The 23,645-nt window shown below is 64.2% G+C and carries 31 protein-coding genes and 1 pseudogene; 14 read left to right on the top strand and 18 right to left on the bottom strand.

Features of this window, described 5'->3' with window-relative positions; genetic code table 11:
• Positions 1–162 (top strand): annotated as a pseudogene (locus AC04ME_RS10010) (IS3-like element ISMyma3 family transposase); the annotation flags it as partial.
• A gap of 333 nt (positions 163–495) precedes the next feature.
• Positions 496–1,212, top strand: a complete 717-nt coding sequence (locus tag AC04ME_RS10015) for a TetR/AcrR family transcriptional regulator C-terminal domain-containing protein (RefSeq protein WP_475434794.1) — start codon at positions 496–498, stop codon at positions 1,210–1,212.
• Between the two features lie 61 nt (positions 1,213–1,273).
• Here AC04ME_RS10015 and AC04ME_RS10020 read toward each other — a convergent pair whose 3' ends face one another.
• The 4 genes from AC04ME_RS10020 to AC04ME_RS10035 form a co-directional block, all read right to left on the bottom strand.
• Positions 1,274–2,368, bottom strand: a complete 1,095-nt coding sequence (locus tag AC04ME_RS10020; RefSeq protein ID WP_455904809.1) for a YihY/virulence factor BrkB family protein — start codon at positions 2,366–2,368, stop codon at positions 1,274–1,276.
• A gap of 62 nt (positions 2,369–2,430) precedes the next feature.
• Complete coding sequence (locus tag AC04ME_RS10025; protein ID WP_137771927.1) at positions 2,431–2,994, bottom strand: DUF3618 domain-containing protein; 564 nt, start codon at positions 2,992–2,994, stop codon at positions 2,431–2,433.
• A complete protein-coding gene (locus AC04ME_RS10030; RefSeq protein WP_127011783.1) occupies positions 2,991–3,404 on the bottom strand; it encodes a phage holin family protein in 414 nt (137 codons plus the stop codon). The genes AC04ME_RS10025 and AC04ME_RS10030 overlap by 4 nt, the downstream gene beginning before the upstream one ends.
• Complete coding sequence (locus tag AC04ME_RS10035) at positions 3,382–4,017, bottom strand: V-type ATP synthase subunit E family protein (RefSeq protein ID WP_455904810.1); 636 nt, start codon at positions 4,015–4,017, stop codon at positions 3,382–3,384. The genes AC04ME_RS10030 and AC04ME_RS10035 overlap by 23 nt, the downstream gene beginning before the upstream one ends.
• A 300-nt stretch (positions 4,018–4,317) precedes the next feature.
• Between AC04ME_RS10035 and AC04ME_RS10040 the strand changes: the two genes are divergently transcribed.
• The 3 genes from AC04ME_RS10040 to AC04ME_RS10050 all read left to right on the top strand — a co-directional run bounded on the left by AC04ME_RS10040 (position 4,318) and on the right by AC04ME_RS10050 (position 6,031).
• On the top strand, positions 4,318–4,980 hold the full coding sequence (locus tag AC04ME_RS10040; protein WP_259976687.1) for a hypothetical protein: 663 nt from the start codon (positions 4,318–4,320) through the stop codon (positions 4,978–4,980).
• Positions 4,981–5,057: 77 nt separating this feature from the next.
• Complete coding sequence (locus AC04ME_RS10045) at positions 5,058–5,822, top strand: DUF2382 domain-containing protein (protein WP_288870922.1); 765 nt, start codon at positions 5,058–5,060, stop codon at positions 5,820–5,822.
• Positions 5,823–5,854: 32 nt separating this feature from the next.
• Positions 5,855–6,031: a CsbD family protein gene (locus tag AC04ME_RS10050; protein WP_113681172.1), complete on the top strand. Its 177-nt coding sequence runs from the start codon at positions 5,855–5,857 to the stop codon at positions 6,029–6,031.
• On the opposite strand, the gene AC04ME_RS10055 is transcribed toward AC04ME_RS10050, so the two are convergent.
• The 8 genes from AC04ME_RS10055 to AC04ME_RS10090 all read right to left on the bottom strand — a co-directional run bounded on the left by AC04ME_RS10055 (position 6,006) and on the right by AC04ME_RS10090 (position 12,164).
• Complete coding sequence (locus tag AC04ME_RS10055; RefSeq protein WP_455904812.1) at positions 6,006–6,377, bottom strand: response regulator transcription factor; 372 nt, start codon at positions 6,375–6,377, stop codon at positions 6,006–6,008. The genes AC04ME_RS10050 and AC04ME_RS10055 overlap by 26 nt on opposite strands.
• Before the next feature lie 122 nt (positions 6,378–6,499).
• A complete protein-coding gene (locus tag AC04ME_RS10060; protein WP_081859903.1) occupies positions 6,500–6,754 on the bottom strand; it encodes a hypothetical protein in 255 nt (84 codons plus the stop codon).
• Positions 6,755–7,174: 420 nt separating this feature from the next.
• Positions 7,175–8,020 carry a F510_1955 family glycosylhydrolase gene (locus AC04ME_RS10065; protein ID WP_475434798.1) on the bottom strand — a complete coding sequence of 282 codons (846 nt, stop codon included), beginning with the start codon at positions 8,018–8,020 and terminating at the stop codon, positions 7,175–7,177.
• A gap of 143 nt (positions 8,021–8,163) precedes the next feature.
• Positions 8,164–8,760, bottom strand: a complete 597-nt coding sequence (locus AC04ME_RS10070) for a DUF305 domain-containing protein (protein WP_026049681.1) — start codon at positions 8,758–8,760, stop codon at positions 8,164–8,166.
• 86 nt (positions 8,761–8,846) lie between these two features.
• Positions 8,847–9,284, bottom strand: coding sequence for a DUF6153 family protein (locus AC04ME_RS10075; protein WP_151460103.1), 438 nt, complete (start codon positions 9,282–9,284; stop codon positions 8,847–8,849).
• A 50-nt stretch (positions 9,285–9,334) separates the two neighbouring features.
• Positions 9,335–11,473: a heavy metal translocating P-type ATPase gene (locus AC04ME_RS10080; protein ID WP_164479519.1), complete on the bottom strand. Its 2,139-nt coding sequence runs from the start codon at positions 11,471–11,473 to the stop codon at positions 9,335–9,337.
• 55 nt (positions 11,474–11,528) lie between these two features.
• Positions 11,529–11,852: a heavy-metal-associated domain-containing protein gene (locus AC04ME_RS10085; protein ID WP_060921756.1), complete on the bottom strand. Its 324-nt coding sequence runs from the start codon at positions 11,850–11,852 to the stop codon at positions 11,529–11,531.
• Positions 11,853–11,882: 30 nt separating this feature from the next.
• Complete coding sequence (locus AC04ME_RS10090) at positions 11,883–12,164, bottom strand: metal-sensitive transcriptional regulator (protein WP_053095982.1); 282 nt, start codon at positions 12,162–12,164, stop codon at positions 11,883–11,885.
• Between the two features lie 215 nt (positions 12,165–12,379).
• On the opposite strand from AC04ME_RS10090, the gene AC04ME_RS10095 reads away from it, so the two are divergent.
• Positions 12,380–12,781 carry a four-helix bundle copper-binding protein gene (locus AC04ME_RS10095; protein WP_475434800.1) on the top strand — a complete coding sequence of 134 codons (402 nt, stop codon included), beginning with the start codon at positions 12,380–12,382 and terminating at the stop codon, positions 12,779–12,781.
• The gene (locus tag AC04ME_RS10100; protein ID WP_200838872.1) at positions 12,778–13,296 is read left to right on the top strand and encodes a DUF305 domain-containing protein; all 519 of its coding nucleotides are present in this window, start codon (positions 12,778–12,780) and stop codon (positions 13,294–13,296) included. Before AC04ME_RS10095 ends, AC04ME_RS10100 begins: the two co-directional genes overlap by 4 nt.
• 231 nt (positions 13,297–13,527) lie before the next feature.
• Here the strand turns inward: AC04ME_RS10100 and AC04ME_RS10105 are convergent, their stop codons facing one another.
• From AC04ME_RS10105 to AC04ME_RS10115, 3 genes are all read right to left on the bottom strand, one after another.
• Positions 13,528–14,505, bottom strand: coding sequence for an arsenic resistance protein (locus AC04ME_RS10105; RefSeq protein ID WP_475434802.1), 978 nt, complete (start codon positions 14,503–14,505; stop codon positions 13,528–13,530).
• A gap of 73 nt (positions 14,506–14,578) precedes the next feature.
• Positions 14,579–14,974 (bottom strand): arsenate-mycothiol transferase ArsC, encoded by a 396-nt coding sequence (locus tag AC04ME_RS10110; protein WP_167255905.1) that lies wholly within the window; start codon positions 14,972–14,974, stop codon positions 14,579–14,581.
• 22 nt (positions 14,975–14,996) lie between these two features.
• Positions 14,997–15,671, bottom strand: coding sequence for an arsenate reductase/protein-tyrosine-phosphatase family protein (locus AC04ME_RS10115; RefSeq protein ID WP_120227543.1), 675 nt, complete (start codon positions 15,669–15,671; stop codon positions 14,997–14,999).
• Positions 15,672–15,719: 48 nt separating this feature from the next.
• On the opposite strand from AC04ME_RS10115, the gene AC04ME_RS10120 reads away from it, so the two are divergent.
• Together AC04ME_RS10120 and AC04ME_RS10125 are read left to right on the top strand one after the other, a co-directional pair.
• Positions 15,720–16,472, top strand: a complete 753-nt coding sequence (locus AC04ME_RS10120; RefSeq protein WP_120227542.1) for an MIP/aquaporin family protein — start codon at positions 15,720–15,722, stop codon at positions 16,470–16,472.
• Positions 16,473–16,483: 11 nt separating this feature from the next.
• Entirely contained in the window at positions 16,484–17,866 is a 1,383-nt protein-coding gene (locus AC04ME_RS10125; RefSeq protein ID WP_295104590.1) for an FAD-dependent oxidoreductase, read from the top strand.
• A gap of 174 nt (positions 17,867–18,040) precedes the next feature.
• Here AC04ME_RS10125 and AC04ME_RS10130 read toward each other — a convergent pair whose 3' ends face one another.
• Positions 18,041–18,352, bottom strand: a complete 312-nt coding sequence (locus AC04ME_RS10130) for a thioredoxin family protein (protein WP_295104592.1) — start codon at positions 18,350–18,352, stop codon at positions 18,041–18,043.
• A gap of 146 nt (positions 18,353–18,498) precedes the next feature.
• Between AC04ME_RS10130 and cmtR the strand changes: the two genes are divergently transcribed.
• A complete protein-coding gene (gene cmtR, locus AC04ME_RS10135) occupies positions 18,499–18,858 on the top strand; it encodes a Cd(II)/Pb(II)-sensing metalloregulatory transcriptional regulator CmtR (protein ID WP_201468909.1) in 360 nt (119 codons plus the stop codon).
• The gene (locus AC04ME_RS10140) at positions 18,855–19,502 is read left to right on the top strand and encodes a cation diffusion facilitator family transporter (protein WP_455904815.1); all 648 of its coding nucleotides are present in this window, start codon (positions 18,855–18,857) and stop codon (positions 19,500–19,502) included. Before cmtR ends, AC04ME_RS10140 begins: the two co-directional genes overlap by 4 nt.
• Positions 19,503–19,639: 137 nt before the next feature.
• Here AC04ME_RS10140 and chrA read toward each other — a convergent pair whose 3' ends face one another.
• Both chrA and AC04ME_RS10150 read right to left on the bottom strand, forming a co-directional pair.
• Positions 19,640–20,860: a chromate efflux transporter gene (gene chrA, locus AC04ME_RS10145; RefSeq protein WP_475434804.1), complete on the bottom strand. Its 1,221-nt coding sequence runs from the start codon at positions 20,858–20,860 to the stop codon at positions 19,640–19,642.
• Positions 20,857–21,189: a PadR family transcriptional regulator gene (locus AC04ME_RS10150; RefSeq protein WP_475434806.1), complete on the bottom strand. Its 333-nt coding sequence runs from the start codon at positions 21,187–21,189 to the stop codon at positions 20,857–20,859. The genes chrA and AC04ME_RS10150 overlap by 4 nt, the downstream gene beginning before the upstream one ends.
• A 235-nt stretch (positions 21,190–21,424) precedes the next feature.
• Between AC04ME_RS10150 and AC04ME_RS10155 the strand changes: the two genes are divergently transcribed.
• The 3 genes from AC04ME_RS10155 to AC04ME_RS10165 all read left to right on the top strand — a co-directional run bounded on the left by AC04ME_RS10155 (position 21,425) and on the right by AC04ME_RS10165 (position 23,550).
• Entirely contained in the window at positions 21,425–22,168 is a 744-nt protein-coding gene (locus tag AC04ME_RS10155; RefSeq protein WP_455904817.1) for a phosphatase PAP2 family protein, read from the top strand.
• 122 nt (positions 22,169–22,290) lie between these two features.
• Positions 22,291–23,016, top strand: a complete 726-nt coding sequence (locus AC04ME_RS10160) for a tyrosine-protein phosphatase (protein WP_475434809.1) — start codon at positions 22,291–22,293, stop codon at positions 23,014–23,016.
• Positions 23,017–23,073: 57 nt separating this feature from the next.
• Positions 23,074–23,550, top strand: coding sequence for a P-loop nucleotide/nucleoside kinase family protein (locus tag AC04ME_RS10165; protein WP_219846283.1), 477 nt, complete (start codon positions 23,074–23,076; stop codon positions 23,548–23,550).
• The last annotated feature ends 95 nt before the right edge of the window (positions 23,551–23,645 follow it).

Raw genomic sequence — 23,645 nt, forward strand, 5'->3', positions numbered from 1 at the left:
CGGTGTGACGACTGACGCGACAGTGGAGATCAAGCGCCTCAAGCGGGAGAACGCCGAGTTGCGGCGGGCGAACGAGATCTTGAAGGCGGCTTCGGCTTTCTTCGCGGCCGAACTCGACCGGCCACACAAGCGATAGTCGACTTCATCGACGAACACAAGGACCGCTGTCCAAGCAGCGGATGCAGGAATTGGCGCGATCATTCGCGATCGAATCAAGACGATTGGCCCGGCAGCGACTGCCCTCGCGAACCTTGCAGCTCTTCTCTGGCTTCTGCTGCTGTAGCGACCGCGCCGACCCCAAGATCCGTGCACCGAAGTCAGCTCGACGTAGGGAATCCCCTACATATCTGGGGTGACGAGTGAGGTCAGCAACCCGCTCACAAGTCCGGGCAGATATCGCCCTCCTGCCGTGAAGCGGGGTTAACGTGGGCGTATGCCGGTCTCATCCGCAGTCACACGCAGCGGGTCACTTGAGCCGACGGGAAGAGATGCGTTATGTCGAAGGAACTGAGCAAGAAACGCTCACGGTCAGCAGCTGGCCGCCTGAGCCGTGAACTCATCGTCGAGACGGCGTTGGAACAGATTGACCGTTCGGGCGCCCAGGGGTTGTCGATGCGCTCCCTCGCCCAAGAGTTGGGTGTCGAGGCAATGTCCCTATACCGATACGTGCATGGGCGAGAGGATCTCCTGGAGGGTGTGATCGCTCTGCTCCTCGGCAGGCTGACCTCAAACCTGGATGACGAGCTAGCCGAGCATTGGCAAGGGTTCCTGCAGGACGTTGCCCACAAGGTGCGGCAGATCGCGATCGATCATCCTCACGCGTTCCCTCTGGTCGCTACACGGCATCCTGCCGCCCCGTGGCTGCGTCCCCCGTTGCGCAGCGTCGAAGTCGTGGACATGTTCCTCTGCACCCTTCTCGGTCATGGCTTCACCGACGCTCAAGCGGTCGACGCGTACCGCGCGTTCAGCAGCTTTCTGCTCGGCCAGCTCCTCCTGGAGTCCGCGGTGCGCGGGGCCGAAACCGGTCCTGTGGAAGAGCCCCTGGATGAAGGGGACGCGGACATCCCCGAGCGCGACGGCCAGGTCGGTTTGCACGATGCACCGGAGGTGCGGAGGTTGCGGTCCTTGCTCAGCGAGGACCGCTCCGATGAGGAATTCGAGGTGTCGCTCGAGGTTCTTCTCGACCGCCTCAACCGAGACATGACCCAATAGCCCTGCGGCTCCACGAGTGCGGTCGCATCTTCCGCCTCCGCGCCGCGGGTCCGGTGATGGGTTACTGTTTTCCGGGCTCACCCTGATCCGTGTCGTGGGCGTCCGCGTCGTTCGCGTCCGCTTGTTCGCGGAGCTGGCGGCCCTGCTCAATGTCCTTCTGTTCCTTCTCGGCGGCCTTATCGCTCTTGCGGGTGTCGCGGGGAGGGAGCTGGATGTCCTCCTCCGCAGCGATTCCGGCCTGCAGCTGGCGTCCGCGCTCGAGCTCGGCGTCGAATTCCGCACCAAAGAGCAGGGCAAGATTCGCGATCCACAGCCAGAGCAGGAAGATGATGATGCCGGCGAGAGAGCCGTAGGTGCGGTCGTAGTTGGAAAAGTTCCCGACGTAGAATCCGAATGCGAGCGTGGCCAGAGCGAGGACGATGATCGCGAGGAGGGCGCCGATGCTGATCCACCGGAACTTGGGCTGCTTCGCGTTCGGGGTGGCGTAGTAGAGGATCGCGACGACCAACACCACGATGAAGGCGAGCAGAGGCCACTTGGCGATGGACCAGATCGTTTGGGGAACGTCGCCGATGCCGAGGGCATCGCCGATCGCTTTGGTGACGTCGCCGGAGACGACGAGGATGATCGCGGCGAGAACGAGCAGCACGATGATGATGACTGTGACCAGCAGCTGGGCGGGCTTCAGCTTCCAAAACGGCCGGCCCTCCTCGATCTCATAGATCCGGTTCATCGCACGGCTGAACGCGCCCACGTAGCCGGATGCCGACCAGATGGCCAGCAGGATACCGGTGATGAGAGCGAAACCGGCACCCGGAGACTCGGCGATCTGCTCGATCGGCCCACGGATCGTGTCGACCGTGTCACCGGGAGCGACCTGCTCGATGATTCCCAGCACTGCGTCGCTGGCGGCTTTTCCCTGCCCGACAACACCCAGTAGAGAGAAGATCGCAATCAGGCCCGGGAAGAGCGACAGCACCGCGTAGTACGTCAGCGACGCGGCGATGTCGGTGCATTGATCGGAAGAGAACTCGCGGATCGTTTTCCGCAACACGTACTTCCAGGACCTCTTGTGCAGATCGTCCGGGGAGTCGGGCTTGCTGGTGGATTCGGGGTCCGGGGCGTTGCGTTCGGTGGAGGGGGCTTTGCTGCTCATCGCGAGTCCTTCATCGTGGGGGGCGGGCCCGTCTCATGACGGGCCCGCCCGATCCGTGTAGGTTAGTTGTCGGAGATGTTCTCGCGAGCGTGCTGAGCCTGGTCTTTCACTTCACCGGCGGCGTTCTGTGCTTCATCCTTGACCGTGGAGACGGAGTCCTGCGCCGATTCCTTCACGGATTCGACGGAGGCCTGCACGGGCTCTTTCAGATGCTCGCCGACTTCCTTCGCGACGTCTGTGACCTCGTCCACCAGCGGCTGCGCCTGCTCCTTCACCGTGGCAGCGAGATCCTTCTCTTTCGACGATGCAGGGATCAGCGAGGCGACGACCAGACCGGCACCGAAAGCGATCAATCCGACCGCGAGCGGATTGCCTTCCGCTTTGGCCACGGCGCGGTCCTTCACGTCGCCGACGTGAGATCCAGCGCCCGACAGTGAGGAGCCGGCGTCGTCTGCGGCGCCCATCACACGCTCCCGCACGGAGCCGAAAACTCCGCGGACCTTGTCGATCTGCCGGTCCACGATCTTCGACGGCGAGACCTTGTCGGCCAGCGCGTCCACATCCATGCCGAGGTCTTGGCGGGTCCGCTCGATGTCGGCGCGGATCTCATCGGGTGAATCGCTCATCGGTTCTCCTCATTTCTCTTCAGCGTTTCGGGGATCTCTTTGAGGGTGTCCACGGTTTGCGGGGCGCCCTTGACTTGCTTGAACTGAGTCCGTCCCACCAGGAACAGGATCGCGGCGATAATCGCCCAGAGAACGGCGACGACGACGCCAGACCAGCCTCCGCCAATCAGGGTTCCCAGTGCCCACCACAGTGCGACAGACAAGAAGAACACCGCCATCAGCCCTCCGTAGCCGGCGGCACCCATGAGGCCTGCGCCCTTGGCGGACTTGGTTGCCGAGTCCTTCAACTCCGCTTTGGCGAGCGTGACCTCTTGGCGCATGAGCGTCGAAATGTCACGGGAGACCTCGCCCAGCAGATCTCCGATAGACGTCGACGCGGCCTTCGCCTCAGACGGCGTTGGGTCGGTCATAGCCGCCCTCCCCGAGAAGATCCGGACGGCTAGAAGCCGTCTGTGTGTAGACGGGGGTGCCGCCCGCGCCGAGGTCGTTCACGACAGGGACAGGTACCGAGGGGTCCGGGTGCACCTGCTGCGGCGGCGACACTGGTGCCGATGAGGCGTTTTTCTCGTCCGACGCGTTCGCGGCGAGAGCGCGCGTGAGGCGGCCGACGACGATTCCGCCGATCGCTGCGGCGAGGATGAACGTGCCCGGCTTGCGGCGGGCATAACGCTTGACTTCCGTGAGCACGGAACCGGGATCGCGGTCACCGAGCCACGTCGCGGCTGCGGACAGGCGACCCGAGACTTGCTGGACCAGATCGCTGGCGACGCCGCTGCCGTCGGAGTTAGTGGCCATGGAACCGAGTTCGTCGCTGACCGAGCGAAGACCTCCCGCGAGGCGCTGCTGCTGCGTGTTGGCCTGCTCCGACAGCTCCCGCTGGGTCTGCGCGTACAGATCCTTCGCCTGAGTCTTCGCCTCCCCGACGACAGAAGCCGCTTCATCCTTGGCCGTACCCAGAACATCCTTCGCCTGCGACGTGGCCGTGTCTTTCAGGTCAGAGGCTTCCTGCTTGGCAGCGTCCACCTTGCCTGAGGAATCCGGGGATCGTACGTCCGAGCCGCTCGGGCTGGTCGTCTCATAGTTGTCCGACATTAGTGCTCCTCTCGCGGACCGATCAAACCGATCGGTGAATCCTGTTGTAGACCCCCGCACCCGACTTCATCAGGACCCTTGCACCGAGCAGCCTTACGGTGTACACGGCCCGCCGGATCTCGAACAACGCCAGAGCCGGAGCCTTACTATGTAAGGTCGCATACAGTACGCCTCTATCTCCGGGAGGACAACCACCTCCCTGCTCACACGTCGTCGCCCTACTTTCTCCGTATGACCAGCAACGACTCGAACGAGTATCGGGAGCCCGGCGCGCCGGTGTACGACGAGGACTCCCCCCATGCAGCTGTCCCTGTTGACGCCGATCACACTCTCCGCACCGACGTCCACGAACGCGAGAAGGCCGAATTCGGCGGGTTCAAATTTGGTTCCGCCTTCTTCGGCTGGCTCACGGCAATGGGCACCACAGTGCTCTTGACCGCCCTGGTCGCAGCGGTCGGGGCTGCCATCGGTTTCGGCAACGGCACCACGCCGGACGAAGCCGCAGACGCTGCCGCCGAGAACGCGGGCACCGTCGGTATCGTCAGCGCGATCGCCATAGGGCTCGTGCTGCTGATCTCCTATTTCGCGGGCGGCTACGTCGCCGGGCGAATGGCACGGTTCAGCGGAGTCAAGCAGGGAATCGCTGTCTGGCTGTGGGCCATCGTCATCGCGATCATCCTCGCGATCGTCACCGCGATCGCCGGCTCCCAGTGGGACATCCTCGCCAACCTGCAGAGCTTCCCCCGTATCCCGGTCACCCCCGAAACCGCCACCCTCACCGGAATCCTCACCGCCCTCGGCGCTGCCGTGGTCACTCTCCTCGGCGCAATCCTCGGCGGCCTCGCAGGAATGCGCTACCACCGCAAGGTCGACCGCGTCGGACTCGGCCGCTGACCCTGCGGCAGACATCCGCGTCTTTAAGCGTTTCTCTCCCTCCGCCCCATCAACGAACGAACGAAAGGCAGCATCGCATGATCAGCGAACAGAACATCGCCAGTCTCATCGGAGCCAACGTCACCGACACTGAGGGCAACAAGATCGGAAAGGTCGGCCAGATCTATGTCGACCCCACCACCGGCCGCCCGAACTGGGCAACAGTGGTGACCGGCCTGTTCGGTACCTCCGAATCGTTCGTTCCCCTCGACCAGGCCGACGCCGTCGACGGGGAACTCCGCGTCCCGCACACCAAGGACGTCGTCAAAGACGCTCCGCGCATCGACTCGGGCACCGACCTCACCGACGCAGAACAAAACGAGCTGTACACCTATTACGGACACGGCGGTGCTCCTGCCACCGCTCCCGCAGACGGTAACACCGCTCAGGCCGAGGGGTACGACACCTCCGGCCCGACCACCGACGACGCGATGACCCGGTCCGAGGAGCAGCTGCACGTCGGCACCGAACGGGTCGAGACCGGTCGAGCCCGCCTCCGCAAGTACGTCGTCACCGAACAGGAGACCGTCTCCGTCCCCGTCAGCCACGAAGAGGTTCGCCTCGAGCGGGAGCCGATCACTGACGGAAACGTCGGCGACGCTCTCGACGGCCCCGACATCAGCGAAGAAGAGCACGAAGTCGTCCTCACCGAAGAACGCCCCGTGATCGCGAAGGAAACAGTACCGGTCGAGCGTGTCCGCATCGGCACCGAAACGAAGACCGACACCGAGCAGGTCAGCGCCGAAGTTCGCAAGGAAGAGATCGAGCTCGAGGACGACACCACCCACCACACCGACCGCTGACCCAACCGTCAGTCCACTGAAAGGAGAATCCGATGGGTATCGGAGACGACATCAAGAACACCGCCGAAGATCTGAAAGGCAAAGCCAAGGAAGCCGCCGGCAAAGCAACCAACGACAAGTCCACCACCGCCGACGGTCACGCCGACCAGGCCAAGGCTGGCGCGAAGAAGGCCGGTCAGAACGTCAAGGACTCTCTGACCGACAAGTAACACCCTCAAGTTTCACGACGTATCCGGTGCCCCTACTTTCCCTTCGGGCACCGGATACTTTTTGCCCCCCATCAGCCCGGAACGCGCGCCGCAGCGCACGGATGAAATCCACGCCGTCCATGCCGGGGAGTCGTCGATCGACCACCATAACGTCATACCGCCGGCTCAGCGCGAACCGGAGCGCGGTCTCGCCGTCTGAGGCATGCTCGACGTCGTACATGTCTTCCAGCACTTCGACGGTCAGCGCAGCGATGTCGGCGTCATCCTCCACGTAGAGCAGCGAACTGCGCGGCCTCTGTGCCGAGTCACCCATGGTCGCCGTCCTGTCGTCTGCGATCGAGATCATCAGCGTACGCCCGACCCAAACCCGGTCGGGTATCGCAGACTGATCTTCCGCATGCCGTCGCCGTCCGGCCAGAAACGATCGTTTCCGGCGAGTTCGCGTCGCCCGTCATCGTGCGCCCGCCGTTAACGTTCGCCGGTATCTGCTTTCGGCAGACGTTTCCGGCGTTCAGGTAGCGGGTCTCGCTCGTCGTCCGCCGATGCGAGTTGGCGAGGATGGTTTCGTTCCGCGCGGAGTTGTTGCTCGATCTTGGCGTGTGCTTTTCGTTCGTTGCGGTCGGCTCTGATGATGGACCGCAGGACGAACCAGAATGCTGCGACGACGGCGATCGTGGGGATGACGGACCAAAAGGCGTTGGTCCAGTAGTCATTGAGATTCATCCGCGCCTCCCGGGGGTTCACGCAGCACGAGCGCCAGTCCGACGATCGCGAGGATGAACGCTGTTTCGTAGCTTCCGAGCGTGTATGCCCAGAGTGACCGTTGGTCTGGAACGGTTGTGTCGATGAGGAGATGAGTTGCGATCAGTGCGACGGCGGCCAGGAGAAGGAAGGCCCCGATACGTACGAGGCGATCGTGACGCCGCTGTGGGGACATGTGGCTGGTGCGCGTGGGAACGTGTGCTCGTGGACGGTGCCGAGCTGGGTGCAGGTGGCGGGTCATCTGAATATGGCTCCGATGAGGTAGAAGCTCGCAAGGGCGAGAAGCAGGGCGAGGACTGTGGCGCACGCGATGAAGACGGATATGCGTCGGAAGGGATTGCGGCGGGGGACCATGGGTGGCCGTTCTGGTGGTGGCGTTCTCTACCGGGCGGGGGCGAGGATGGTTGTGTCGTCGGCTGTGATCTGGACGATGCCGCGGTCGTCGACAACGATGAAGCGTTCGTCATCGATCGCGGTGAAGGCCTGAGCGGCCCCTTGAAGCGCGTCGAGGCGTTGCCATGTTCCTTCGGTGTTCTGTGACCAGAGGGCACCGTCGGTTCCGACTCCTGCGAGCGAGCCATTGGGTTTGGCGTCGAGTGTGTAGAGCAGCGGGGCTTCGGCGACGGGGGTGAAGGTGGCGCCGTTGTCGGTGCTGAGGAGCAGTCCTTCTTCCGCGGCGGCGTAGAGACCGTCGCCGGTGGCGGCGAGGTCTGCCGCGGCAAGTGTTGCGCCGCGGGTCCATTCGAGACCGTCGTCAGTGCTGATGAGCAGATCGACGCCATCGGAGGCGATCCCGTAGAGAGTGCCGTCTGGTCCGGCGGTGAGGACATGGAAGTCCGTACTGCCAGTGAGGGCGATCGGTGACCACGATTCGCCGAAGTCGTCACTACGAATGACACCTAGGTTCGGGGAGCCGAGCTCTGCGGGTGTCTGTGTGCCCGGGTGACCGGATGCGAAGAGGGCGTCGTCGAGGACGGTAAAGCCCATCGCATCGAAATCGTGGCCTCCGATGGGACCGGCGATCGCACCTTCAGGAGTGAGGGTGAAGAGTCCTCCGTGGGTGGCTATGAAGAGGTCCTCACCGCGGGGGTCAGCGGCAACACCGTGAATGTGTTGGATAACGGGGGGGACCGCGTTGGTGCCGGAGGCCTGCGGCACGGCGCAGCCGGTGAGGGCGACGGCTGCGAGAGCGATCGCGAAAGCGGGTAGGGGCGAGTGGCGGTTCATGAGACTCCGACGTGAAGAAATGCATGCAGGTGCGCGAGCGGTACGCGAATGAGAGTCGCGACATGGCACCAGCGCGGTGGCGTGGGTTACTGCGAGAAGGCCAGTTCGGGGGTGCGGGCGAGCGCCGCACCCCCGAAGGTAGATCAGAGTGTGTCGAGGAGGTCTTTCATCGTGGCGATCTCCGTGGTCTGTGCCTCGATGATCGTCTCGGCCAGGGCGACCGCGTCACTGTTCTGGCCGTTGTCGACTTCGTCTTGGGCCATTTCGACGGCACCCTGGTGGTGCTCGATCATCTGCTCGAGGAACAGACGGCTGGCGTCCGCCCCGGTGGCATCTTCGAGGGCCTGCATGTCGTCGTCGGACATCATGCCGCCGCCGTGGTCCATGCCTTCCATGTTGGAGGTATCAGCGCCCCACTCTTCGAGCCACTGCTCCATCTTCTGGATTTCGGGGCCCTGCGCTGCCTTGATCTCTTCCGCGAGGGCGGCGACGCGCTCGTTGACGCCGTCCTTGCTGAGGAGCATGTCAGACATCTCGATGGCCTGAGCGTGGTGCTCCTTCATCATGCTGGCGAACATGATGTCGGCGTCATTGGCGTCCGCCGACGCCGGGGCGGAGCTGCTGCTCTCGTGATTCATGCCGGGCATATCGCCTCCGCCGGAGGTGTTTCCAGCGCAGCCGGCAAGGGCGAGCACAGCAGTGAGAGTGAGTGCGGCGGTCGCCGCAAAACGGGTCTTCATGATGGTTCTCTCCAAGAGTCGATGATGGTGCCCAGCGAGACAGGCTGGGCGAGGGGGCGTTGCCCATAGAACGGGCATGCCAACCATCAGGTGCGACTGATGCAGAGAACGGTGAGAGACGGCGGCCGCAGCGGGTACAGCGCGCCGCGAAGCGCAAAACGTGAAAGGAGCGGACCAGGGGTTTCGGTGAGTGAGCGCCACCAGGCGGGCGGCCGGGTGACCAGCACTACGGCGATGAGGAGCGCGAGAACGCAGGCCATCCACGACATGCCGTGATCGTCAGAGCACGTCGCACAGCCCGTCTCATCCATCGCTGCAGCTTCGCCTGAGGCGTGTGCGGGGTGAGCGTCGGCATGCGCGGGTGCGACCGCGATGGTTTCGCTGTGCCCGGAGGGCATGGTGTGGGTGTTCATCGAGTGCATCGCCAGAAGCCCGAAGATCACGGAAAAGGCGACGGCGACGACGGTCAGGAGGGTGCGGGTGAGGGTGCGCTGGTCATGCACGCGCCGTGCGATCGTCGTCAACACTGTCCCACCTCCCTTTCTTCCAGGGTACGTCGCCGCCGCCCATGCGCCTACTTGTCGACGACGGCGTCCGGGCTGAGGTTCAGCCGTCGCAGCAACTGCGCATTCAGCGCGACAACGATCGTGGATAGTGACATCAACACTGCACCGACCGACATCGGCAACACGAACCCGACGGGGGCGAGCGCACCGGCAGCCAACGGCACCGAGAGAAGGTTGTACCCGGCGGCCCACCAGAGGTTCTGTTTCATCTTCCGGTAACTGGCCCGCGACAGCTCAATCACGGAGATCACCGATCGGGGGTCGTCGCTGGCGAGGATGACACCTGCGGAGGCGATCGCAACGTCCGTTCCTGCACCGATCGCAATCCCTACGTCTGCCTGGGCGAGGGCGGGGGCGTCGTTCACGCCGTCACCGACCATCCCGACCTTGCGGCCTTCGTTTTGCAGTTCTTTCACCTTGGAGGCTTTGTCCTCCGGACGGACCCCGGCGAAGTACCGGTCGATACCCAGCTCGCCGGCGACGGACGCGGCGACCGCGTCAGCGTCACCGGTGATCATGACCACCTGCACGCCGCGCTCGTGAAGCGCAACGACCGCGTGACGCGACTCGGAGCGGATTTCATCCGCGAGGCGCAGCGCGCCCGTCACCTGACCGTCGACGAGCACGTGGAGGATGATCGCACCCTCACCGCGCCACTCGTCGGCAACCGGCAGCTCGGCGGCGTGTTCTTGCTCGAGCATGTACGGGCCGCCGACCTGCACGACGTGTCCGTCGACACGGGCACGCACCCCCACGGCGGGGGAGGATTCAAAATCGGTCGATCGCGGAACGGTGAGGTTCTTCTCTTTCGCTGCGTTGACGATCGCACGGGCGAGGGGGTGCTCGGAGTCCGCTTCCGCGGCCGCCGCCCACGCGAGCAGCTGATCGGCGTCGGCCCCTGTGACGGGATCGATCGCGGTCACGGCGGGGGTGCCCTTGGTGAGCGTGCCGGTCTTGTCGAACAGGATCGTGTCGACGGTGCGCATGCTCTCCAGGGCGAGACGATCCTTGATCAGCACACCTCCACGGGCGGCGCGTTCGGTCGCTATCGACACGACCAGTGGGATCGCGAGACCCAGCGCGTGCGGGCAGGCGATGACCAGCACGGTGATGGTGCGGATCACGGCTGCCTCGGGCTGGCCGACGAGAGTCCACACAATCGCGGTGATCGCGGCAGCGCCGAGCGCGAACCAGAACAGCCACCCCGCTGCCTTATCCGCGAGTCGTTGCGCCCGCGACGATGAACTCTGCGCCTCCGTGACCAGTTTCTGGATGCCCGCGAGTGCGGTGTCTTCACCAATGGCGGTGATCTCTACCCGCACCCCGGAATCGGTGGCTACGGTTCCAGCGATTACCGGGTCACCATCGCTGCGGCGCACCGGCCGAGACTCTCCGGTGATCATCGACTCGTCCATGCTGGCCGAACCCTGCACGATCCGCCCATCCGCGGGGACCCGCCCGCCCGGACGCACCACCACCACGTCTCCGACCTGCAGATCAGCCGGTGCGACGGTGACAGTGGTGTCTCCGTCGACCTTCTCCGCCTCGTCGGGCAGCAATGCGGCGAGGGAATCCAACGCCGACGTCGTCTGGGCGAGGGAACGCATCTCGATCCAGTGGCCGAGCAGCATGATCACGATCAGCAGCGCCAGCTCCCACCAGAAATCCAGCTCGTGGTGCAGCAGCCCGATGCTCGCCCCCCAGGAGGCGAGGAACGCCACGGTGATCGCGAGGGCGATCAGCAGCATCATCCCCGGTTTGCGGGCACGAAGTTCACCGACCGCACCGGTCAGGAACGGGGCACCGCCCCACACGTACATCACCGTTCCGAGAGCCGGTGACACCCACGCGACCCACGCCGCGTCCGGCAGCGGGTACCCCAGGATCATCGAGAACATCGTCGAGAATCCGACCACCGGCACGGCGAGGAGCAGCATGATCCAGAACAGGCGCCGGAACTGCCCCACATGATCCCCGTGGCCGCCATGCCCGCCGTGACCGGCGTGATCTTCGTGGCCGCCGTGCCCGGTGTCTTCGTGCGGTGCAGCGTGATCGTGGCTCATCGCCCCATGGTCGTGCTCCGTCGTTGCCGCCGCCGTGTGGTTGCGGTGCGCGGTGTGATCGGTGTGTTCGTCGTGCTGGCTCATCGGAGACTCCTTGCTCAGGTGCGCCCGGGGTAAGCCGGACGCCGACAGATGCAACTCAGGGCTGGCTGGTCGCGAGAGCGTAGCCGGCCTCCTCCACCGCAGCCTTCACAGCGGCGGGGTCAACCGGGGCGGTGCTGCGGATGGTCACCCGGGAGGTGCCACCCGCGTTGAGATCCACGGTGACGGACTCGACACCGTCGACAGCGCCCAGCTCCTCACTGACGCTCGATGCGCAATGCGAGCATGTCATCCCGTCGACGAGCACCTCCGATGTGACCGCAGAATCGTCGTGGACGGCTGTCTCTGTGTTCGATGGGGCAGCGCAGCATGCGCAACCAGCGTTCGCATCCGTCAGTCCCAGCTCGATGCGATCAGTCATGGTGTTCTCCTTTACTAAACAGACGTGTGGTCATGAACGAACCAGGCGGGCGATGGCTTCGTTGGCCTCACGAACCTTCTCCGCTGCGAAGTCGCCACCCTCAGCACTTGCCTGAGCGACGCAGTGACTCAGATGATCGCTCAGCAACGACAACGCCACCGTCTCCAGGGCCTTCGTCGCCGCAGAGACCTGCGTAAGGATGTCGATGCAGTACTTGTCCTCATCAACCATCCGGGAGATCCCCCGCACCTGGCCTTCGACGCGATTCAACCGCTTGCGCAGGTCGTCCTTGCTTCCGTCGTACCCGTTCATGCCTCGAGCATACCCCCTGGGGGTATCTAACTCAATGTTTTCGCTTCTATTCCCGCTAGGCGAACGTGGTCGCCGACTCTGTTCAGCTCACAGGCTGATCTGCGCAGCGCGGCGGCTTATCAATACCGGGTTACCAGACCCCAGCGGGGTATTCAAGGGCCTCAGTGCGCGGGCGATGCGAGCGTACTTCCGTGGCTCACGAAAGGAGTTCTCTCATGACCGTCACCGAAGAAATGCTCAGCACGTATCCGAAAGATCTGGGCGGAACTGATCAGAAGAAGCTCGTCGACTGCATCGACGCGTGTCTCGCGTGCGCGCAAGCCTGCACCGCATGTGCCGACGCTTGCCTCAGCGAGGACATGGTTGCTGACCTAATCAAGTGCATTCGCGCGAACCAGGACTGTGCAGACCTTTGCGTAACCACCACCCGGATCCTCTCCCGTCGCACCGGGCACGACGCCAGCGTCACCCGTGCCGCGCTCGAAGCTTGCCGAGCGGCGTGCCTGAGCTGTGCTAACGAGTGTGAACAGCACACCATGCACGAACACTGCACGATCTGCGCTGAGGCATGCCGACGCTGCGAACAGGCGTGCGTTGCACTGCTGGAGTCGCTATGACAAGCCAGCACGCCGACAACGGTTCACGCCCGCCGGCCGGCCACTCCCAGGGGAAGAATCAGGGCGGGATGTCGAGCTACCTTAAGCTCGCCGTCTCGCTATCGCTCAGCTTCGTTGTGATGTACTTCCTCACGTTTGCGATGATCAACGTCCTGGACGATCTCTTCCTCAACATCAGCAACCTCTACATGGCACTGATGATGGTCTTCCCCATGGGCATCATCATGGTCATCGTCATGTGGAAGATGTTCCCGAACAAGGCCGCGAACATCAGCTTGCTCGTAGGTTTCGCCGCGCTTTTCCTTGTCGCCTTCTTCATGGGACGCTCGGAAGCGTTCGTCGGTAACGACCAGTTCCTCCGTTCCATGATCCCGCATCACTCTCGAGCGATTCTGGTGTGTGAGCAATCAGACATCAGCGACCCGGAGATCCAAGATCTCTGTGAGCAGATCATCTCGTCACAGCAGGAAGAGATCGACCAGATGAATGAGATTCTCGACCGTCTCGACGATTAGTGGGGCGTCGGCACCACCCTTGCGACGAGTGGACCGGCTACCGCGCTCATGACGAGCGGACCGGATCACCGCCGTCGACAGGGTCCGGGTCGACCAGGCAACCTTACGCCTCAGCCTTACGCGAGAGCTGCCGAAAACGATCGTTTTCGGCGTGAGACCGTTCTGTGGCCGTGAGCAGCTGCCGATAACGCTCTCCAGAAGTCCCTTACGGCAGGGGTTTTCGGCGGTGCCTCAATCGGTTGCGAGACGACGGTCACCCACGAGCCGGGGGATCAGGCGGACAAAGATCACCATGGCGACGAGCTCGACGAGTGTTTGCGTCACGACGGCGAGAGGGGCAAGGGCGAACGATGTGGGGAGCGCGAGGGCGAGCGGGAGAACCACTAGGGAGTTGCGGGTCCCGCCGGAGAATACGACGGCGCGAGTGCTGGAGACATCGAGTCGTGCCGCACGCCCCGCGAATATCCCTACCGGGATCATGACCGCCGCGAAGGCGGCATAGATCGGAACTGTGGCGAACAGTGCAGGAAGTTGCCGGCTGACGCCGTAGACCTGGGAAGCGACGACGACGGCGAGCGTGAGCATCATCAGCGGCACCATGGCGGCTAGAGCGGTGTCTCGGAGAGTGCGGCCCCAGCGCGTGCGGGAGGCGACGTACTGGGTGAGGCCGGCCGCCATGAGCGGGAGCACGATGAGCAGGAGGAAAGCGTCGACGAAGGGCGCGAGGTCGACCGCGGCGACGAGTTCAGGGCCGACGAACAGCCAGAGGTATGCCGGCAGGAGCAGCATCTGTCCCAGCATGAGGATCGGCGCGGCCGCAAGTAGCCGTTCCTTCGCCCCTCCGGCGAGCCCCGTGAAGACGATCACATAGTCGATGCAGGGCGTCAGCAAGACGAACAGCACACCCACCAGCAGCGCCTGGTCGTGAGCGACGAACCGAGACAGGCAGAACACGATGACGGGGGCGATCACGAAGTTCACGACCAGCACCACGGACAGGAACCGCATATCGCGGAAGGCGCGTCCGATCATCGAGAAAGGGACACCGAGGAATGTCGCGTACAGCAACAGCCCGAGAACGGGGTTGATCGCGAGCTCGAGAGGGTGCGCGGCTCCTGGTGTCAACAAGCCCAGCACGACGCCCGCAGCGATCGCTGCGAGATAGAGGGCGATCTGATGACGTTCCCACCAGGCGACGAGGTTGCTCACGTTCCCAGCATGTCGACTCACCCGGTCCCGCACGAATCACCCACGCCAGGGCCGGGTTCGTGACAAGGGAAACTCAGGTGAGAATCGTCGTACGAATCTTCTCGGCCACCGCTTCCCGTAGCGGGCGCACTGCTTCGGCGTCCCAGGACTCGGGGTTGGGGAACGACCACTCCAGAACCTTTCCGCGAGGGGTGGAAGGCAGGGTGAGTCCGGGCTTCATAAGGACGATGAGGTCGGCGGCGTCCAGGTCTTCGACTGTGACGGCGCGCGGTACGCGATCGGTGATTTTCATTCCGAGTTCTGCGACAGTGTCGGCCACGGCCGGGTTCACTTCGTCGGCGGGGGAGAGGCCCGCAGACGTGGCCCGAAACCGGTCCCCGGCCAGGTGCTCTAGGAGAGCCGCGCCGAGCTGCGACCGGCCGGCGTTGTGCTGGCAGATGAAAAGGACGGTCGGAGTGGTGTCAGTCACGGGGGCTCTTTCAGGTTGGGTTTCAGCTGGCGGCGAGCCGGGGTGCGAGTTCCGCGATGCGGCGCTCCAGCTCGTCGTAGGCGGTGTCGAAGGCGTCATCGGTGCCGATCCGAACGGGGTCGGGGATCGACCAGTGCAGGTGTCCGATGGCGCCGAGTTCTTCGTGGGCGCTGTCGCACACCGTCACCACGAAATCTGAATCGGTCAGGACCGAAGTCAGAGCGCGGGGTGCCTCATCGTGCAGCGCGAGAGTGTGGCGATCGGCAGCGGCGACTGCGCCCGGATCTATCCGCCCCGTCGGGTGCGTTCCTCCCGACGTCGCGGGGATACTGCTGCGGGTCGACCACAACGCCGCGGCGAGCTGCGACCGGGCGGAGTTCGCCGTACAAACGAACACGACGCGATCTGCGCGCTCGACCCGGCCGGGTGTGAGCCCGCGGAGTGCGTTATCTGAGAGGTGAACGTAGCTGCGCCGTCTATCGGCCTCCGAGCGGGACCGCGAGACCATCCCCACCGACTCCAGCACGTTCAGATGATGGGTGACGAGGTTGGAGGGAAGGCCCAACGCCATTCCGATTTCGGTGGGCGAGAGGTCGCCCAGCGTGAGACGATCGACGATCCGCAGGCGAGATGGGTCGCTCAGTGCAGCGTGCTTCGCGGCGCGCACCTCCACCTGGTCAGTTCGTTCAGTGTTCATTGTCTCAATCTTGACTGAAGTACCCCGTTCGGGTCAAGATGAGCCGACATGAAAACACCTCACCCCGCCCTCGCGCGGCCACACCTTCTGCGCCGAGCTACCGCCGAGTTCCTTGGAACTGGTCTGCTCGTCACTATCGTGGTGGGTTCCGGTATCGCCGCGCAGCGGTTGTCCCCGGATGATGTCGGCCTCCAGCTGCTGGAGAACAGCCTGACCACTGCCCTCGGTCTGACGGTGCTGATCCTGATGCTCGGGCCAGTGTCTGGCGCGCACTTCAACCCCGTGGTGACGGTCGCGGACTGGCTGCTTGGCCGCAGCGCCAGCACCGGGCTTCCGTTGCGCGACGTCGCTGCGTACGTGCTCGCGCAGATCTTCGGCGGCATCGCCGGCACCCTGCTAGCGGGGGTCATGTTCGACACCGGCCCCGGGTTCTCGTCCAACGACCGGGCCACAGGCGGGCACCTGGTCGGGGAAGTGGTCGCCACTGCAGGGCTCGTGCTGCTGATCTTCGCTCTCGCCCGCACCGGAAAGGGGTCGGTCACGGCCGCCGCGGTCGGTGCGTACATCGGCGCGGCCTACTGGTTCACCAGCTCCACATCGTTCGCGAATCCCGCCGTCACGATCGCTCGCATGTTCACCGATACGTTCGCCGGTATCGCACCGTCGTCTGTGGCGCCGTTCATCGCTGCACAGCTCGTCGGGGCTGCCATCGGCCTCGCACTGCTCCTCGCCCTCTATCCAATCGCCGCCCGCACGGCCGGCGACGTCGTGGTTCCTCAGAAACTCGAAACCCAGCCCTGAAAGGCGCCTTCATGCATCTTGTAGCGATCGGCGGAAGCGACGCCGGAATCTCCACCGCCCTCCGGGCCCGTGAACTCGACCCGTCCGTCGATGTCACAGTCGTCGTGGCCGACGCCTACCCGAACTTCTCGATCTGCGGCATCCCGTACTACTTCTCCCGGGAGGTGCAGCCCTGGCAGTCGCTCGCCCACCGCACCCACGCGGATCTCGAAGCCACCGGCATGAACCTCCGGCTTGACACCCTCGCCACCAGCATCGACGTCGACAGCCGCCGGCTCACCGTCCGCGACGCCGACGGCACGGAATCGACCATCCCGTACGACGAGCTCATGGTCGGCACGGGGGCAGCGCCGTCGACAGCCGGAATATCAGGGCTTGACCAGCTCGGCCCCGACGACGGCGTGCACCTGCTGCACTCGATGGGCGACACGTTCGCGCTCGAGAAGTACCTCGACGAGCATCAGCCCGCGACGGCGATCATCGTCGGAGCTGGCTACGTCGGCCTCGAGATGGCCGAAGCCCTCACTGTGCGCGGCCTCCAGGTCACCCAACTCCAGCGCGGCCCCGAAGTCCTCTCCACCCTCGATCCCGAACTCGGTTCCCTCGTACACGACGGACTCACCCGCCACGGCGTCGACGTCCTCACCGATACGCGCGTCGAAGCTGTCACACGCGACGCAGGACGAATCACTGTTGCAGGAACCCGAGACGGTGACCCGTTCTCCCGCACCGCTGACGTGGTGCTCGTCGTCGTCGGCGTACGGCCCAACACCAGCCTTCTCACCGCAGCCGGTGCAACCACGGGCGCGGGCGGCGCTGTGGTCGTCGACGATCGGATGCGCACCGGCCTGCCGCACGTTTGGGCGGCCGGCGACGGAGTGGTCACTCATCACCGCCTCCTCGGTGTCACGTATCTCCCGCTCGGCACGACCGCCCACAAGCAAGGCCGCGTCGCGGGCGAGAACGCGATCGGCGGCGACGCGCAGTTCGCCGGGAGCCTCGGCACGCAGGTCGTGAAGGTCTTCGACCTCGTTGCAGCTCGCACGGGCCTCCGCGACCACGAAGCAGCTGCCGCAGGCTTCGCACCACACAGTCACACCGCGATCGCGGATGACCACAAGCGGTACTACCCGGGAGCGACGCCCATCAGCATCCGCATCACCGGAGACACCCGAGATGGCCGTCTGCTCGGCGCGCAGCTCGTCGGTACCCGCGGTGCGGAGATCTCGAAGCGCGTCGACACCTATGCCACAGCGCTGCATCACGGGATGACGGTCGCGGCGATGAGTGATCTCGACCTCTCCTACACCCCTCCGCTCGGCTCCCCGTGGGACGCCGTCCAGGTCGCAACCCAGGCGTGGGAGCGCGAAACTCGGACGAGCACTTTGGTCTAAGTCGCCCTGAGGCCGGCTCCCGCGCCGAGAGCCTAGCTAGGCAGGTGGTCCCGGCGGAGGCGCAGTGCTACCCACCAACCGCATCGTCGACAGATGAAAGCACCCCCGTCGCCTAGGGCGTGCAGTTTCTTTCGTGGCAGATGCCGGCCGCAGCACGTGCAGGCGGTATTGAGTTCAGTCGACATGAGCGTCGATCGCCTCTCGGATCTGTTCAACCGTCGGCATTCCCGCTAGCCCAGTGGGTGTGCTGTAGATACGGCAGGCCAAATCGCTGCTGCGATCCGAACCCGGGAAAAGATCGTTCCCATTCAGGGTGATCGTCGGGGAGCCTGCAAACGGGACTGCTGTGGCGTCTTCTTCGGTTCGTATGAGCCGGTAATGCAGAGTTGATTCGTCGCGCCCTGTCGCTCGGAGCGCCTCCGAAACGCGACGGCCAGCCTCAACCCAACTGGGGCAATCAGCGATGTGTAGCAGCTCGATCTTCATGGTTCCAGGATCCTCTTTTTCGATGCTCAATCTCGGTAGGTAGGTGCCCCTGCTGGAAACGATGAGCATGTGTCTCCGTTCACAGGTGCCCGGCGGCTGACGAGTATGCTTTGAGCATAGGTCACTGATGACTGTATAGTCATCGTATGCTGACTATTGCCTCTCGGCTCGACGTGATGAACCGTCTCGGTCGGGCCATGGCTGATCCCACCCGTTCCCGCATCTTGATGTCGCTGCTCGATGCACCGAGCTACCCGGTGGTCTTGTCCCGGTCCCTTGAGCTGTCCCGGTCGAATGTCTCGAATCACCTGACATGCCTCCGTGATTGCGGCATCGTAGTCGCGGAGCCCGAGGGGCGGCAGACGCGCTACGAGATCGCAGACCCGCACCTTGCAGCGGCTCTGAAGGCACTGGTCGACGTAACGCTGGCCGTGGATGAGAACGCACCATGCGTTGATGCCTCTTGCGCCGTTCCCGGATGCTGCGCTGTCGGAGCAGACGCATGAGCGCGCCGATGACGGCAGCACGGCGATCGACACTGCACCGTCGGGTGCGCTTCATCGTCGGGTTCACGATCTCGTACAACGTCATTGAGGCGATCGTCGCGATCTGGGCGGGAACCCTGGCATCGTCAGCCGCGCTGATCGGCTTCGGACTCGACTCGGTTGTCGAGGTGCTATCCGCCGCGGCGATCGCTTGGCAGTTCACCCGGAAGGACCCCGAGCGCTGGGAGAAAGTCACCGTTCGAGCGATCGGACTGGCGTTCTTTGCTCTCGCTGCTTACGTCACCGTCGACGCGGTGATGAGTCTGATTAGCCAGGAAGGCCCGGAACACAGCCCCCTCGGACTGGGCATCACCGCCCTGAGCCTGATCGTCATGCCGCTGCTGGCATGGTTCGAAGTACGCACCGGACGTGAACTCGAATCCAAGAGCGTGATGGCCGACGCGAAGCAACTGATCCTGTGCATCTATCTCTCAGGCGCAGTGTTCATCGGCCTCATCCTGAACACGCTGTTCGGCTGGTGGTGGGCCGACTCCGTCGCTGCACTCGTCGTCGCCGTTCTCGCGATCCGTGAAGGCACCGAAGCATGGCGCGGGGACGTCGAGTCTCCGTTCGAGGTACTCGAAGAACTCGACAACGACGACTGACACCAGGCTGAACCTCTGCCCGCCGCAAACGATCGTTTGCGGCGGAGTGTCCCCGCAGCGGTGAAGCTGGGGTCCGAAAACCCCAGCCGCATCTACGTTTCGGCAGACGTATCCGGCGAGGTTGAGTCGGCTTTTCGTCAGCTGACGAGGGAGACGAGGATGCCGCCGCCGGYTCCGACGAGGACCACGGCCCAGGCCGGCATTCTCCAGGCGGTGAGGAGCACGAAGCAGGTCAGTGCGAGTACGAATGGGCCGGTTCCGGTGATCGCGGTCGTGAAGACGGGGTCGTAGAGTGCAGCTGCCAGGATGCCTACGACGGCGGCGTTCGCGCCGCGCATGAGGGCCTGCGCCCAGGGTCGGGACCGGAAGTCGTTCCAGAAGGGCAGTACGCCGGCGATGAGAAGGAACCCGGGAAGGAATACGGCGGCAAGGGCGATCGCTGCTCCCGCGACGCCGCCCGGTCCGACGGTTGCGAGGGCGCCGAGGTACGCGGCGAAGGTGAACAGTGGTCCGGGTACGGCTTGGGCGGCGCCGTATCCGGCGAGGAACTGGTCGGATGTGATCCAGCCGGTGTCGACGAGGCCGCTTTGCAGCAGGGGGAGAACGACGTGCCCGCCGCCGAAGACGAATGCGCCGGCCCGGTAGAAGGTGTCGAGGAGGGCGAGAGATCCCGACTGTGTGGTCGCTGCGAGCACCGGTAGGCCGACGAGCAGCACGACGAAAAGGATCAGCGAGATGATCCCTGCGAGACGAGTGACCGGGAACCGAACCATGGCCGAGGCTGCGGTGGCGGAGCCGCGGCAGAGGAACAACCCTGCGAGGGCTCCGACCACGATCGCGCCGATCTGACCCGCCGACCCGGTGAGGAGGAGGGCGCTGGCTGCGGCCACCACGGCGATCGATGCCCGGGTGGCGTCAGGGGTGAGGGAGCTTGCCATTCCCCACACGGCCTGCGCGACGATGGCGACCGCGACGACCTTGAGTCCGGTGAGGATGCCAGCCCCCACGGCTCCTTCGAACAACGGGGCACCGTAGGCGAAAGCGACCATGAGCGCGGCGGATGGGAGCGTAAAGGCGAGGAACGCGGCGATCGCACCCATGGGGCCTGCTCGGAACAAGCCGAGCCCGAAGCCGACCTGGCTGGAGGCGGGGCCGGGGAGAAACTGGCTGAGGGCGACCAGATCCCCGTATTCGGTGTCGTTGAGCCATCGGCGTCGTTGGACGAGCTCGTCTCGGAAATATCCCAGGTGCGCGATCGGGCCGCCGAACGAGGTGACTCCGAGCTTGGAGAACACTCGCAGCACTTCCGCGCTCGAGCCCTGGCGTGATGGCTGCGAAACGTCAGCATTCACGGTCACGCTTCCGGGCCCTTCCCTGTGAAGATCCGCATCTGTTCTCGCGCTACGGCGAGCCCGCGACGACCTTTGTCAGTGGCGGCGTACAACTTCCTGGCGGTGCGACCATCGCGTTCGGTTCGCACGGTGAGGTATCCGTTGCGGACCATCTTGTGGAGCATGGGATAAAGGGTGCCCGCGGACAGGCGGTACCCGTGTCCGGCCAGCTCTTCGATCATCCACGCCCCGTAGATCTCCTCTTCCGATGCATGGTGCAGCACGTGCATGCTCACCAGCCCCCCGAGAAGATCGCGGTGCTCATTGAGGTCGTCCGCTGACACTTCAACTGCCATGAATCCGTTATAGCGGATTACGATAGCGAGAATCGATAACGAAGATGAATGTCGGGTGAACCACAACGGGATCTCCGCGCTGAATCGATCGACGTCGCGAGAGGACATGATGAAGCCACCGCCCGAAGACGCAGACTCCTTGGACAAGAACGGCGATGACACGCGCCGGGACCGATTCATCGGAGATCGAGATCTCACGACATGGCGCTCCCGGCTCGGGCGTCAGCTTGCTCGCGTGACCCAGTGGTTGGGGCCCTACGCCACTTTGACCACCACACTGGTCATCGGCATGGTCGCCGTGGTCGCGCTCACCGCCATCGCCGCCGAGATCTACGAAGCGGTCACAGAGTCCGACGGTGTCGCCGGGCTTGACAAGCCACTCCTCGCCGCAGCCATCAGCATTCGCACGCCATGGCTCGACACCGCCGCGACCGCCCTCACCGACGTCGCGGGAGTGATCGGAATGCCGATCATCGCCGTTCTCTCAATCATCATTCTCACGATCCGTCGACACTCATGGACCCCCGCCCTACTCATCACAGCAGCCGGAATCGGCTCTCTGCTGATGACGATCGCCGGAAAGAACTTCATCGGCCGAGCACGCCCCGATCTCACCGACGCCGTCCCGCCCTACGAGCATTCCCCCTCGTTTCCCAGCGGTCACGCTCTCAACGCCGTGGTCATCGCGGGCATCATCGCCTACCTGCTCATCCTTCGCCAACAACGGCTGACCACCAGGATCATCACGATCACCATCGCGGCGACCTTTGCCGTCGCAATCGGGGCGACCCGTGTGTACCTGGGGCACCACTGGTTCACAGACGTCCTCGCGGCCTACTTCCTCGGGGCCGGGTGGCTTGCCCTCGTCATCACCGCGCACCGCCTGTACTTGACCGCCCGCGTCGGGAAGTCGCTCCAAGCTGAACCATCAAAGAGCAGCCTGCAGGAAACGGGTAGTGAGCCAAAACCTGACGCGTGAGCGCATACACCCCGCCGTAAACGATCGTTTCCGGCGCTGTCACTCCTCGGGCCAGGGAATCACTGCCCCTAACGTTTGCCACAACCCCGGTTCGGCAAGGGTTTTCGGCAAGACTGGCAAACATGAAACCCACGCTCCGCATCGATGGTCTCGCCAATGTGCGAGACCTCGGCGGTCTAGAGCGCACAGATGGAACCGTGACACCCTCGGGCGTGTTTATTCGCTCGGAGAGGCTGGAACGAGTCGACTCGGAGGGGTGGCAAGCAGTTTACGCCCACGGAGTACGCACCGTGATCGACCTTCGTCGACCAGATGAGTCGACGGGACAAGTCCCCCCGGCGGTCAAGCGCATCCACGTAGATCTTGACGGCAGCGATGAGACGGACTTCTGGAAGCAGTATGAAGAGGATGGCCGGTGGGCCACGCCCCTCTACTATCTCGCGCACCTCCAGGCGCTTCCAGACAGACTCGCGCTTGTACTGAACGCGATCGCTGACGCCGATGATGGAGCGATCCTCTTTCACTGCTCGGCAGGGTGGGATCGAACCGGCCTCGTCGCCGCCGTACTCCTGAGGGCGGTCGATGTCACCGACGATGCCGCCGTCGCCGACTACCTCAAGTCATTCACGAACGCGGACGCGATGGCTGCGCTGCACGAACGATCTATTGAGGTCGAAGAACGACAGCAAATCCTTGGCCGATTCGGCCACACCGCAGAATCCGCGTTCCGCGACATGTACGGGAACTTGGATCTCGAAGCCTGGTTTAGCGAATCGTGCATCGCGCCTGAAACACGAGTTGCCATCGAGACGTGGCGGGGAGCGGCTGCCTCACTACGCCCGGTTTGACCTTCGCGTCTGCCGTAAATGATCGTTGCCAGAGCGGGCGGGGCTATCGTCGGAGTGATGATCAGAGTTGTTTTGATGTGCGGGCCGGCGGGATCCGGAAAGTCGACCGTTGCGAGGCGACTGGAAGCGGAAGGCATGGTTCGTCTTTCATTCGACCAGGAAGCCTGGCGCAGGGGCATCCGGACGATGCCCCTGCCGAGCGATGTGCATGAAGAGATCGAGCAGGAGCTCCGCGCCCGCCTCATCGCGCTCGTCGCGGCTGACCAAGACGTGGTACTCGACTTCTCGTTCTGGTCCAAGCGTGCCCGTCTCATCTATCGGAACTTGCTGCGCCCGCTTGGAGTAGTGCCTGAGACGATCTATCTCGCGACGCCAAGGGCAGTCGCACTGGGACGACTCGCGGCACGGAGCCACGAGCACGCGGACGACTATGCGCTTTCCAACGACGTYGCGGCAGACTACTTCGACCACTTCGAACCCCCGACCGCCGAGGAAGGTCCCCTGACGGTGCTCGGCGCGGAACCGTCGCACTGAGCGACCGATCGATGAGACGCAGACCTGAAGATCGATCACTGTCCGGCCACGATCGGCGTTGAGGCTCACGAGGGGTGTTCATGTCCAGTCTCACC

The organism is Microbacterium sp. LjRoot205 (assembly GCF_056175745.1).

Bases quoted from the DNA above. Each gene is read 5' to 3' on its own strand.
- AC04ME_RS10100 (WP_200838872.1), top strand. From the start codon at position 12,778: ATGACAAGCCAGCACGCCGACAACGGTTCACGCCCGCCGGCCGGCCAC.
- cmtR (WP_201468909.1), top strand. From the start codon at position 18,499: ATGCTGACTATTGCCTCTCGGCTCGACGTGATGAACCGTCTCGGTCGG.
- AC04ME_RS10040 (WP_259976687.1), top strand. From the start codon at position 4,318: ATGACCAGCAACGACTCGAACGAGTATCGGGAGCCCGGCGCGCCGGTG.
- AC04ME_RS10015 (WP_475434794.1), top strand. From the start codon at position 496: ATGTCGAAGGAACTGAGCAAGAAACGCTCACGGTCAGCAGCTGGCCGC.
- AC04ME_RS10085 (WP_060921756.1), bottom strand. From the start codon at position 11,852: ATGACTGATCGCATCGAGCTGGGACTGACGGATGCGAACGCTGGTTGC.
- AC04ME_RS10080 (WP_164479519.1), bottom strand. From the start codon at position 11,473: ATGAGCCAGCACGACGAACACACCGATCACACCGCGCACCGCAACCAC.
- AC04ME_RS10150 (WP_475434806.1), bottom strand. From the start codon at position 21,189: ATGGCAGTTGAAGTGTCAGCGGACGACCTCAATGAGCACCGCGATCTT.
- AC04ME_RS10025 (WP_137771927.1), bottom strand. From the start codon at position 2,994: ATGAGCGATTCACCCGATGAGATCCGCGCCGACATCGAGCGGACCCGC.
- AC04ME_RS10095 (WP_475434800.1), top strand. From the start codon at position 12,380: ATGACCGTCACCGAAGAAATGCTCAGCACGTATCCGAAAGATCTGGGC.
- AC04ME_RS10130 (WP_295104592.1), bottom strand. From the start codon at position 18,352: ATGAAGATCGAGCTGCTACACATCGCTGATTGCCCCAGTTGGGTTGAG.
- AC04ME_RS10045 (WP_288870922.1), top strand. From the start codon at position 5,058: ATGATCAGCGAACAGAACATCGCCAGTCTCATCGGAGCCAACGTCACC.
- AC04ME_RS10030 (WP_127011783.1), bottom strand. From the start codon at position 3,404: ATGACCGACCCAACGCCGTCTGAGGCGAAGGCCGCGTCGACGTCTATC.
- AC04ME_RS10065 (WP_475434798.1), bottom strand. From the start codon at position 8,020: ATGAACCGCCACTCGCCCCTACCCGCTTTCGCGATCGCTCTCGCAGCC.
- AC04ME_RS10060 (WP_081859903.1), bottom strand. From the start codon at position 6,754: ATGAATCTCAATGACTACTGGACCAACGCCTTTTGGTCCGTCATCCCC.
- AC04ME_RS10115 (WP_120227543.1), bottom strand. From the start codon at position 15,671: ATGAACACTGAACGAACTGACCAGGTGGAGGTGCGCGCCGCGAAGCAC.
- AC04ME_RS10090 (WP_053095982.1), bottom strand. From the start codon at position 12,164: ATGAACGGGTACGACGGAAGCAAGGACGACCTGCGCAAGCGGTTGAAT.
- AC04ME_RS10050 (WP_113681172.1), top strand. From the start codon at position 5,855: ATGGGTATCGGAGACGACATCAAGAACACCGCCGAAGATCTGAAAGGC.
- AC04ME_RS10125 (WP_295104590.1), top strand. From the start codon at position 16,484: ATGCATCTTGTAGCGATCGGCGGAAGCGACGCCGGAATCTCCACCGCC.
- AC04ME_RS10140 (WP_455904815.1), top strand. From the start codon at position 18,855: ATGAGCGCGCCGATGACGGCAGCACGGCGATCGACACTGCACCGTCGG.
- AC04ME_RS10020 (WP_455904809.1), bottom strand. From the start codon at position 2,368: ATGAGCAGCAAAGCCCCCTCCACCGAACGCAACGCCCCGGACCCCGAA.
- AC04ME_RS10070 (WP_026049681.1), bottom strand. From the start codon at position 8,760: ATGAAGACCCGTTTTGCGGCGACCGCCGCACTCACTCTCACTGCTGTG.
- AC04ME_RS10055 (WP_455904812.1), bottom strand. From the start codon at position 6,377: ATGATCTCGATCGCAGACGACAGGACGGCGACCATGGGTGACTCGGCA.
- AC04ME_RS10160 (WP_475434809.1), top strand. From the start codon at position 22,291: ATGAAACCCACGCTCCGCATCGATGGTCTCGCCAATGTGCGAGACCTC.
- AC04ME_RS10120 (WP_120227542.1), top strand. From the start codon at position 15,720: ATGAAAACACCTCACCCCGCCCTCGCGCGGCCACACCTTCTGCGCCGA.